General features: G+C 38.9%; 8 protein-coding genes. 4 read left to right on the forward strand and 4 right to left on the reverse strand.

Annotated elements, in window-relative coordinates; genetic code table 11:
- Positions 1-7: 7 nt before the first annotated feature.
- The 4 genes from ACRWSG_RS15250 to dinG are packed head-to-tail and all read right to left on the reverse strand — an operon-like array spanning position 8 to position 4,358.
- Positions 8-901: a histone deacetylase family protein gene (locus tag ACRWSG_RS15250; RefSeq protein ID WP_462166960.1), complete on the reverse strand. Its 894-nt coding sequence runs from the start codon at positions 899-901 to the stop codon at positions 8-10.
- Complete coding sequence (locus ACRWSG_RS15255; RefSeq protein ID WP_235374120.1) at positions 898-1,506, reverse strand: primosomal replication protein; 609 nt, start codon at positions 1,504-1,506, stop codon at positions 898-900. The genes ACRWSG_RS15250 and ACRWSG_RS15255 overlap by 4 nt, the downstream gene beginning before the upstream one ends.
- On the reverse strand, positions 1,507-2,283 hold the full coding sequence (locus tag ACRWSG_RS15260; RefSeq protein WP_054553678.1) for a TSUP family transporter: 777 nt from the start codon (positions 2,281-2,283) through the stop codon (positions 1,507-1,509). It lies immediately after the preceding gene.
- On the reverse strand, positions 2,283-4,358 hold the full coding sequence (gene dinG, locus ACRWSG_RS15265) for an ATP-dependent DNA helicase DinG (protein ID WP_462166645.1): 2,076 nt from the start codon (positions 4,356-4,358) through the stop codon (positions 2,283-2,285). Before dinG ends, ACRWSG_RS15260 begins: the two co-directional genes overlap by 1 nt.
- Before the next feature lie 150 nt (positions 4,359-4,508).
- Here dinG and ACRWSG_RS15270 point away from each other — a divergent pair, with 150 nt between their 5' ends.
- From ACRWSG_RS15270 to ACRWSG_RS15285, 4 genes are all read left to right on the forward strand, one after another.
- Positions 4,509-6,857, forward strand: a complete 2,349-nt coding sequence (locus tag ACRWSG_RS15270; RefSeq protein ID WP_462166646.1) for a DNA polymerase II — start codon at positions 4,509-4,511, stop codon at positions 6,855-6,857.
- Positions 6,858-7,097: 240 nt separating this feature from the next.
- On the forward strand, positions 7,098-9,746 hold the full coding sequence (locus tag ACRWSG_RS15275) for a TonB-dependent receptor domain-containing protein (protein ID WP_161804355.1): 2,649 nt from the start codon (positions 7,098-7,100) through the stop codon (positions 9,744-9,746).
- Positions 9,747-9,863: 117 nt separating this feature from the next.
- Positions 9,864-10,346 carry a class I SAM-dependent methyltransferase gene (locus ACRWSG_RS15280; protein WP_462166647.1) on the forward strand — a complete coding sequence of 161 codons (483 nt, stop codon included), beginning with the start codon at positions 9,864-9,866 and terminating at the stop codon, positions 10,344-10,346.
- Positions 10,347-10,365: 19 nt separating this feature from the next.
- Entirely contained in the window at positions 10,366-10,749 is a 384-nt protein-coding gene (locus tag ACRWSG_RS15285) for a hypothetical protein (RefSeq protein WP_462166648.1), read from the forward strand.
- Positions 10,750-11,059 lie beyond the last annotated feature (310 nt).

The following is an 11,059-nucleotide window of genomic DNA, read 5'->3' on the forward strand; positions in this document are numbered from 1 at the left end:
CCAAGCTTTAAAATAAATCGACAGCTGCCCTATAAAGCTGGCTATGAACTTCAACCAAACGGCTTACATTTCGTTGGTAGCCACCGCCCATGGCTGAAAACACTGGGATTTTTGCTTCCTTGGCTTGGTTTAATACAAAATGGTCACGCTGATACACGCCTTCTAAACTCACTTGAAAGTGTCCTAATTCGTCATCTGTTGCGATGTCTGCGCCGGCGTTATACAAAATGATATCTGGCTGGTGGAGTCTAATTGTTAAGGCTAAAGCTTGTTTGACTGTCTCTAGGTATTCAGCATCTGTAGTGCCATGCTCTAACGCAAAATCGTAGTTTGATTGCTGTTTAATACGCGGGAAGTTTTGCTGACAATGAATAGAGCAGCTAATGATCTGGGGATGTGCTTGTGTAACTTCGGCTGTGCCATCCCCTTGGTGGACGTCACAGTCAAAAATTAATACGGTGTCGGCTTGCTCTGAATCAATTAAGTGTGCTGCGGCTATCGCTAAGTCATTAAAAATACAAAAACCACTACCATAGCTCGTAAAAGCATGATGATAACCACCACTTAGGTTAAAAGCAGCACCCTGTTGCAAAGCAAACTCAGCGCCTTGAATACTTGCGCCAACAGAGTAAAGTGTTCGCTCAACCAACTCAGTGGACCAAGGAAAGCCCATTTTTTTAATTGCTTTGCTATCAAGGCTACCAGTTAAAAAAGCGTCGACATACTCGGGGTTATGGCACATAGCAAGCTGCGCTCTAGTGGCTTGTTGTGGGGTAATAAAATGCTGCTCATCAATAAAATTGCTAACAAGCTGTTTTAACATGCGGTATTTATCAATGGGAAAGCGGTGACGCTCGGGTAAAGTTAACGCTGAATAACTTGGATGATAGTAAAACATTATCTCAGCTGTTGCTTTTCGACTTGCTGAATTTTGTCTTCAGTGGCTGAAATAGCCTTTCGACAACGGCCAAGTCTTGCATGTAAAGCTAATATTTCTTTATTAATTTCGGTTGCTTGCTGTGCATTTGCAGCGTCGAGCTTAAGTTTTCGCTCTTCGATCATCAAAACTAAGCGGCGTTCAAACTCATGGGTTTGTTTTAGTTCGTCATACAGCTCATGGGATGACTGCATGATTTTTTTTACTGCTTGCTTATAAACTTGTGGCTTAGCTTTCGGCTTAAAGCTGTATTTATTTTCTTTAGCCCATACTGGGGTTGATTTGATTACATTGAATACCGCTTCGACTTGAATGGCAATACGCTCAAGCGCATATTGATAAGCATGGCGATGCTCAGCTGGCGGCAGGCTGTTAAGCTCATCTTCGATTTCGGTTACATAGTCGGCTAACTTCATACTTTTTGTGCTAAACACGGCTTTATCAAACAAACTTGGCTGGGCTTGCATATAGCGATTTTTAGCAAATAAATTACCCTTATCAAATTGTGTGGCCAATTGTTTGAGCCTTTCAATTTGTGAACGTAGTTTATCAAAAGCAGTAGATTGCATTTATAAATAAGCCTCATAGATTAACTTTAATGCTAACACTATAACCACAGTGTTAAACACTGGGCGGATCATTTTACTACCAAACTTTATTGCAGAATGTGCTCCTAACCATGCTCCAAGCATCAAGAAAAAACCCATTGTGATACCAAGTAGAAAGTTTACATGGCCAAGTGCAACGAAAGTGATCAATGAAATAAAGTTTGAAACAAAATTCATTGAGCGGGCAAGACCACAGTTAAGCAATAAGCTCATTTTATATAAAAGGCTATTTGATGCGGTCCAAAATGTGCCAGTGCCGGGGCCTGCTAAACCATCAAAAAACCCAAGTCCAAGCCCTTGCAGCCACTGTTTAACTTTAGTTTTACTATCAAGCTCTGGTAACTCGTTATGCTCAGTTGTACTTAAACTGCCAAATAAGCTGTAACAAGCGACTAAAATAATCACCACCGGTAGTAATTTATTTAAAAATTCAATACTTAAGTAATCTACCACTAAAGTACCTACGAGCGCCCCAATGGCTGTTGCTAAAATGGACGCAGCCCAAAACCGTGGGTTGAACAACTTTTTACGAAAATACGTTACGCTGGCTGTCAATGAACCAAAACTTGCTGCAAGTTTATTGGTACCTAATGTGAGGTGAGGCGGCAAACCTGCGGTTAATAGTGCAGGTACCGTTAACATGCCACCGCCGCCTGCAATTGCGTCAATAAAGCCGGCTGCTAGTGCAACTGCACATAATAGTGCCCAGGTTGTTGGGTCTAAAGCTAATTCAAACATTAATAATCAATTTGTCTTTTAAAAGGTGGCAAGGTATCGAGCATGGCTTTGCCATATCGCTTGGTCACTAGTCGGCGATCAAGGATAGTAATGCGACCCTGATCATTTTCTTTGCGCAGCAGTCTACCACAGCTTTGTACTAATTTCTTTGCCGCATCAGGTACGGTTATCGAAAGAAACGGGTTCCCACCTTTACTTTGCACAAACTCGGCCTGCGCTTCTTCTATTGGTGAGGTAGGCACCGCAAATGGAATTTTTGTAATTACTAGGTTTTCTAAGTATTTACCTGGTAAATCAAGACCCTCAGATAAACTTTGAGTGCCAAATAAATAGCTAGCACGGCCTAAATCCACATTGGCTTTATGTTTTTTAAGCAGGGCTTCACGAGACATTTCTCCTTGCACTAAGACCTCAATTCCTTTGTTACGTAATGCTTTAACAACATGATCCATCTGCCAATAAGAGGCAAATAACACTAAATTTGCTTTTTTATCATCAAGGAATTTGGGCAATTGCTCAGCTAAGTGATCACTAAACGCTTTATCGGTTGGCTCAATATGACTTGCAGGAATATGCAGCGTCGCTTGTTTAGGGTAATCAAATGGAGAAGGGACTTTTATGTATTTTACACCTTCTTCTTTGGCAAGACCGCATTCATAAGCAAAGTGATCAAATGAACCCAATGCAGTTAAGGTGGCTGAACAAAGCACGGCACCTGCACATTGATTCCATAATTTATCTTTAAGGTAATAGCCAACCTCAATAGGGCAATCACTAAGTAAATGGTCGTGATGGTTCTTATATTCTAAGCGTTTGATCCAGCGCGCATGGGGAATACCTTCGCCTTTTGTGGCGTAACTAAACCACAGCTTGTTTAATAACTCTAGACGATTAATGTACTGACCACTTTCAGCCAAGATTGGATCGATCACATAAGGTTTTACATCGCCATCACTTACGTCTTGCACTAAGGTATCGTGCATCTTGTTGAGTGCTCTTAGGGCATCAAGGGTGGCATCGCTAATATCTTTTGCTTTGGCATGTAAAGATGCTGGGATTTCACCATGTTCAAAACGATAGGTGTCATCACTGTTATAATTAAAGTCTGCGTTATCAAGAATATCACGCACTACTTTTAAGTTTTTACCGGCATCATTGATACTGTCACTGAGCTTAAAATTTTGCCCAATCGCTTTTTGACCTACGAGCACATTGGCCATTTTGCCGGCAAATTTAACCAGCTTGTCGAGCCAGTCTATGGTGCCTTTAATGGTTGCTGCGGCAGAAGAGAAGTCGCGGGTGATGTGCGCTAAATGGTGTGCTTCATCGATAACATAAATCGTATCGTCAGGTTCTGGTAGAATCTTACCGCCACCTAAATCAAGATCAGCCAGTAATAGAGAATGGTTGATCACTAGCACATCCATTTGCATCAGACGCTGACGTGACATATGAAAAGGGCAGAGCTGATGAGCGCGCATTTGTCGTTGGCATGAATGCTTATCACAAGCAATTAAATTCCACACTTTATCAGGAATTGTATCAGCCCAGCTATCGCGGTCGCCTTGCCATTGCTTTTTTGAATAAGCATCATAAAGTTGCTTTAAGCATTTGGTTTCCATATCTGAAAGGGGCGATGATAGGGTCGGCATAAACTCCATTTGCGTTTGACTGTCGCCATTGACGGCGGCACTCAGTTTTTGTGCACAGATATAACGCTGTCGACCTTTCACTAAATCAAACTTGATGTCGAGGCCAGAGTGCTCTTTAAAAAAAGGCAGCTCCTTACTAATTAACTGTTCTTGTAGAGCAACGGTTGCCGTCGAAATCACTAATTTCTTTTTCTTGGCCATCGCTAAAGGCAATGCCCCTAAACAATACGCTAGCGACTTACCGGTCCCGGTGCCTGCCTCAATAACGCAAATTCGTTGGCTCTTGTGATATTCGCCAGCTAGAGTTTTTGCTATTTCGGCAACTAAATAGTTTTGACTGCTTCGAGGGCGATAATCGGTGAGGTTATCAGCAACATGCTTATGAATTTGCCGAATTGTTTTTTTTAAAGAGTCAGAAAGCATGCCCAGAAAACCTAAAGTATGTATATAATTACAGTAATGAATTTTAGAGATTTAACTGGGCAACTACAAGCGACTTGTTACTTTAATTAGTTAATCAACTTAGCTTTGCTTAACTGATATGCCTAAATTATATTAAAAAGGTTTAATTACATGCAGTTAGCCTCCGGCTTTATTCTCTCCACGCAATGCTACGATAGTGCTAAGGGTATTTCGATTGTGGTGTGGATTTTATCTAAGCAAGGGCCAGTTAAATTAATAAGCACGCCACAAAAAGCAGTGTTCTTTATTAATAAATCACAAATAGACGCTGCGAATAGAGTGTTCTCAGAGCATGGTATTTTTTGTGAAATGAAACCTGTGGCACTGAAGAGCTTTATGCAGGAACAAGTTGTTTCTTGTTATTTTTCTTCTTTAAAGCACTATTACAATGCTGCGAAACGACTCAAAGCACAGCATATAAAAGTATATGAAGATGATATTCGTCCTATAGATAGATTTTTAATGGAACGTTTCATTAAAGGGTCAGTTTGGGCTCAAGGAAGACAAATAAAAAGCCACCCATATCCTGTTTTAACGGATACTAAGTTCAAAAAAAATAGCGATTTTACACCGCACTTTTCAAGTTTGTCACTCGATATAGAATGTAATGGTGAAGGAGTGCTATTTTCAATAGGTCTAGTTGGGGCAAATATAGATACCGTATTGATGATAGGTCAGCCACAAGATACCAGTGAACTTGAATTTAATCTTCATTGGTGTGTAGATGAAATTGATTTACTCAATCAGCTTTGTATACATATTGAAACTGTCGACCCTGATGTGATTATTGGCTGGAATGTGATTGAGTTTGACTTCAGCGTGTTACATGCCCGTGCTGAAGCACTCGGTGTCGAATTGCCGCTTGGCCGCAATAAAGAAAAAATGCATCTGAGGCAAGGTAATTTTACCCGTATTACAATACCAGGACGCGTAGTTGTTGATGGTATTGATACCTTAAAAAACGCTACTTATCATTACGATAGTTTTAGTCTTGCCAATGTAGCGAGTATTGAGCTTGGCGAAGAGAAGCTAATAAATACAGATAATCGTCTTGAAGAAATTATTCGCCAGTTTAATGAAGACAAACTGTCTCTTGCTAACTACAACAGGCAAGATTGTATTTTAGTGATGAGGATCTTTGAGAAACTTAAGTTACTTGATTTTGCAGTTGTAAGAAGCCAGCTTACAGGGCTTGAATTAGAACGAATGGGCGGCTCAGTTGCAGCCTTCACTAACCTTTATCTGCCGTTACTGCATAGAAGTGGCTATGTAGCCCCTAATTTAGGCGATCATGGCTTAAGTTTTGATAGCCCTGGTGGTTATGTCATGTCATCGCAGCCTGGCCTATATAAGAATATCTTGGTGCTTGATTACAAAAGTCTCTATCCGTCAATAATGCGAACATTTTGCATAGACCCTCTCGGTCTTATTGAAGGTTTAAAAAGTCCAGATAATGCAATCGAAGGATTTAATCAGGCGCACTTTTCACGCACTGCTCATCATTTACCTGAGCTTATTCGTGAGCTGTCAGTGACCAGACAAATAGCAAAAGACAAAAAACAACCTATGCTCTCTCAAGCAATCAAAATCATCATGAATAGTTTATATGGTGTACTTGGCTCGAAAGGTTGTCGCTTTTATGACCCGCGATTGTCGAGTTCAATTACTTTGCGCGGCCATGAAATTATGCAAACAACCAAGCAATGGATTGAAGAGTGGGGTTATGAAGTCATTTATGGTGATACAGATTCGACTTTTGTTAAGCTTGATGATGATCTAAATTCACTAAACTGTAATGAAATTGGTACGGTACTGGCAAGAAAAATTAACAGACGCTGGCAGCGTGTATTACAGCAAGATTATAGAATAGACAGTTTCTTAGAGATCGAGTACGAAACCCATTATAGCCCATTTTTTATGCCCACAATTAGAGGAAAAACAACAGGGTCTAAAAAGCGCTATGTAGGAAAAGTCGAAAAAGATGGCACCTCAAAATTAGTCTTCAAAGGTATGGAAACCGTTAGGAGTGATTGGACAGAGCTTGCCCACAAGTTTCAAATAGAATTATTTGAGATTTTATTCTCCGAAAATTACAGTCAAGAATTAATAATACAAGCCTTTGATAGGTACGTTAAAAAACTCTATGCGGGAGAGTTTGACTCATTACTCGTGTATCGCAAACGATTAGGCCGGCACCTAGCTGATTATCAAAAAAACATCCCTCCTCATGCAAAAGCAGCTAAGCAGTATTTAGCTGAAAACCCACATTTTGCATTTCAGCGTGGTCAAATAATTGAATATGTTTATACAACTCAGGGTGTCGAGTACTACATGGGTAAACATAATTATGACTATTTAGTTTATGTCAATAAGCAGTTATTACCAATTGTGAGAGTAATTGTTAATGATTTAGTTTGTAACAATCCCTTTCAGCCCAATGGTCAGATAATTCTCATTTGATATTCTTTTTGTATCTTCTTCCTTAACCTCATGTTTATGTTGTAGTTGTTTCAGTTTAACAAATTCTTTTTTGTTAATTTTTGGGTTTTTGTTGTGTTTTTTGTTGTGTTTTTATTAATAAAACTCTGGAAATTTATTTTGATTTGTTTATTATTTGTTGGCCGTAGCACAGTTGCGGTAACAAATAATAAACAAGCTTATGCTAAAAAAAGCCACACTATGTGGCCCAGGGAGAATCAAATGTTAAATAATAAAGTTTCTAAGGCTGTTCGCTTAGCGATTGCTTTTAGTGCTGCATCGACAGCTGCATTTTCTGCATCATCTGTTGCTGCTGATGAAAATGAGGTTGAAAAGGTTGAGCGAATTGAAGTTACTGGCTCACGTATCAAAAGAACAGACCTTGAGGGCGCTAGCCCAGTTGAAGTGATTACAACAGCTCAATTTGAAGAGCAGGGGCGTATCTCAGTTGCGGATGCTCTACGCAGTGTAACTTCTAACAGCTTCGGCTCATTTGTTCCAAGCTCAGGCTCTTCAGCTCAGTCGCAATCAACAGTTAGTCTATTAGGTGCTGGTAGTGATCGTACTCTTGTACTTGTTGATGGTAAACGTGTTGCCGGTTCACCTTCTCTAGGTGGTTCAGCAGCTAACTTGAGCTCGATTCCAATGGCTGCAGTTGAACGCATCGAAATTCTAAAAGATGGTGCTTCTGCTATTTATGGTTCAGACGCAATTGCGGGTGTTATCAACATCATTCTTAAAAAAGACTTTGAAGGTGCATCTTTTGATGTTCAATTCGGTCGTCCATCAAATGAAGGTGCCGATACTAAACAAATGTCAGTTTCGTTTGGTGTAAGCTCTGAAAAGGGTAACATTACATTTGTCTATGACCATCAAGAGCAAGGCGCAATATTCGATAAAGATCGTGAGTATACAGCTGCTTCTTGGGAAGATACTAATGGTGATGGCCTAGTTTCAATTTATGATGAAACAGTTGGTGTAAGTTATTATGGCGCAACTATTTTAGGCCCTGACGGCTTTGTTGCTTCAGCGAAATGTGATGAGTTAGCAAGTTCTGTACCTGGTTTTGTTGGGGTATTAGACCAAGGCTCACTTCTTGGTGGTGTTGGTGGCGGTGAGGTGTGTGGCTATGCATACGCTAATGTGTCAGCTAACATGGCCTCGACTAACAAAGACTCAATTATGGTTAGCTCAAACTATAATATAACGGACGATATTGAGTTATATGCGCGTGCTATGCTTAGCCGAAATGACTCATTTGGTCGTTACGCTCCGCCTGCAGCTAAATGGAATAATATGGCTGCTGGAAATGAGCACAATCCATATGATGAAGAAGTAACTGGCTACTTCCGCTGGTACGGTATCGGTAATCGCGATGGTCTTGTTACAGATTACCAGCAAGACTATATGATTGGTTTAAAAGGTATCGCAGGTGACTCAATAGATTGGGAATTCGCATATCATAAAGCTAAATTAGACTACCGTTCAGTAGGTCGTTACTACTTGAGCTATTCAGGTTTAGCTTACAATGAGAAATATGGCATTGATTTAGGTTCTGAAGAAGGTATTAATAATCTTCGTTCAACAACTTATACAGAAAACCAAAACGAAATGGATCATTACTTCTTTGGTGTTGGTTTTGCTTTAGGTGAATTAGCAGGCGGTGAGATCCAGCACTACTTTGGTGGTGAGTATTTCGATCAACAGTTTGATTCGCAGTATGATGCACAATCTGAAGCTGGTCTTATAGGTGGTTCAGCAGGTAACTCAGCAATGGGTGAGCGTGACACAACAGCTTTCTTCTATGAAATTTCAATGCCATTCACTGATAATTTAATCGTTAGCGCAGCTTTGCGTCGCGATGACTACAGCGATTTTGGTTCAGTAACTAATCCAAGCGTTAAGTTAGAGTATCGCCCAACAGATGACATCTTATTACGTGCTTCATATTCAGAAGGTTTCCGCGCTCCATCTCTTGATGAATTGCTAGCCGCAACTTCGTTTAGTGCAACAAGTGCTACAGATTATGTAGCTTGTGAAGCTCAAGGAATTTCTGCCTCAGAATGTAAATCTCGTCAGTTTGATAACTTAATTCAAAGTAATGACGAGTTAGGTCCTGAAGAATCAGAATATATCAATGCGGGTATTGTTTATTCAGGTATTGAGAACTTTGCAGTAAAACTAGATTACTTCTCTTTAGAGGTTGAAAACGTAATCTCATCTATTACTGTACAGTCTTTAATTAATGCTGAAGTTGGGGGTCAACTTGATGACCTGATGGCTAAATACCCAGGTGTTAAGTTAGAGCGTGACGAAAATGGTGCTGTTTTAGGTGACGTGATTACACGTTCTGAAAATGGCGCATATATGTCTAGAAAAGGTTTAGACTTAAATTTAGAGTATAAACTTGAAACAGGTTTTGGTGACTTTACCTTCGGAAATACAACAACTTACTTGCTTGAATCTGCTGGGGATGTTTACTTTTCAGGACCTTCTCAAGACTTCATAGGTATGCCAGGTACACCTGATTGGCGCTCGCAGTTTAACATTAATTATTCGATGGATAACTTATCTGTTGCATGGACAACTGACCTGATTTCATCGGTATATGAAGATCAGTATCTTGACCTAGGTGACGGTAACCCTGAAAACTTCCGTTACAAAGGTGAGAATCACGATCCAACATATGTAACACATAATATCAATATTAAGTATTACACAGAATCATTTGGCACATTTACTTTAGGCGCACGTAATTTGTTCGACAAAGGTGTTGTTAAAGATGATGACGGGTTTTGGAATGACGATACTTTATATTATGCAGGTCATATTGGTCGTGAAGTATTTGCTGGTTATAGCATAAGCTTCTAATACTAATCACTTTAAATTTTAAGCCCCGTTAGGGGCTTTTTAAGTACCCTAAGGCCTTTATTAGTAAGTTTATAAAATGACCATATATAAAAAATTACAGCTAAAGTTGGGTGAATAATGAGTAGTCATTGGTCCGAGTATTGGAGCGGAGGTCACTTAACGTCTTTCGGGAGTGGGTTTAAAAAGAATTATGAAGGTGAGTTAAAGGAGTTTTGGGAGGCTACAGCTAAAAAATTTGGAGAAAATTCAACTGTTCTTGATGTCGGTACTGGAAATGGCGCTTTGATAGAATTGATTCAAAATAATAATCAGTTTAATTGTTATGGAATAGACAAAGCTGAGATGCACAAAGGTGTCACCCAAAGCATTAATGGTACCTTTTTAGCTAAGACTTCGGTCGAGTGCTTACCATTCAATGATAATGCATTTTCCAATGTAATAGCGCAATTTTCATTAGAGTATAGTCAAGTTAGTCAAAGTATTGATGAAATCTATCGTGTACTTTCAAGTGGTGGATTTTTCACATTTGTTTGTCATCATCCAGAGTCTATAATTGTTAAACCAAACAAAAAAATTTTAAAAGGTCGCAAACTTCATTAAAAGTGATATTGAAAATCACTTGATAAGGCTCGTCAAATCGGTTCGTTCTTCTAATCTTTTACTATCAAAGCAAATTGTTGAAGAGATTGAAGCTAAGGTAATCACTCATTTTAAGTATGAGCAAGAAGCGTTGAAAGGTACAAACCTTCCAGCTTTTATAGAATTCTTACTTCAAAATATACACGGGAATTTAGACTTTGAAGAAGCGTATCGTTTATTTATGGAAGAACTTGATTTGTTAATTAAAAGACTTTCTGAGTTAGTTGCAGCTGCTAAAAACACAAAAAATATTTTAGAACAATTAAAAGCTTTAAGTATCGAAGTGGAGGATGGTCAGCTTCTTGGTTATGAAAGTTGCAACATTCTCGCTACTTATATTCATGGAAGTAAATGTAATTCATGATAATCCTTAAAGACAAAATAAACAGCGTGTTTAGAAAACCAATGTTACTTTTCTAGTTCAGTGTATTCTTTTTTTGTATAATTATTTTGTTCTAGAAAATGAAATTAATTATTTAGGATGGTTGTGTTTTTTGCATCTTTTTTTCAGTTTAATTGCTTTTTGAGTGGTTATTGTCTTGCTTTTTGCAATTATTGAAAGCATTAAAGTTACAAGTTTTTTGGATTGTTTTTTAAATGTGAATTTTATAAAATTTCTTTATAAACAAAGGTTAAAAAAAAGTTGACCAAAAGTTCTGCCTGCTATTAGTATT

This window comes from Pseudoalteromonas sp. GB43, assembly GCF_054923805.1.

What these genes read in the sequence shown, in the direction of transcription:
- ACRWSG_RS15255 (WP_235374120.1), bottom strand. Translation starts at nt 1,506, where the DNA reads ATGCAATCTACTGCTTTTGATAAACTACGTTCACAAATTGAAAGGCTC.
- ACRWSG_RS15260 (WP_054553678.1), bottom strand. Translation starts at nt 2,283, where the DNA reads ATGTTTGAATTAGCTTTAGACCCAACAACCTGGGCACTATTATGTGCA.
- dinG (WP_462166645.1), bottom strand. Translation starts at nt 4,358, where the DNA reads ATGCTTTCTGACTCTTTAAAAAAAACAATTCGGCAAATTCATAAGCAT.
- ACRWSG_RS15270 (WP_462166646.1), top strand. Translation starts at nt 4,509, where the DNA reads ATGCAGTTAGCCTCCGGCTTTATTCTCTCCACGCAATGCTACGATAGT.
- ACRWSG_RS15275 (WP_161804355.1), top strand. Translation starts at nt 7,098, where the DNA reads ATGTTAAATAATAAAGTTTCTAAGGCTGTTCGCTTAGCGATTGCTTTT.
- ACRWSG_RS15280 (WP_462166647.1), top strand. Translation starts at nt 9,864, where the DNA reads ATGAGTAGTCATTGGTCCGAGTATTGGAGCGGAGGTCACTTAACGTCT.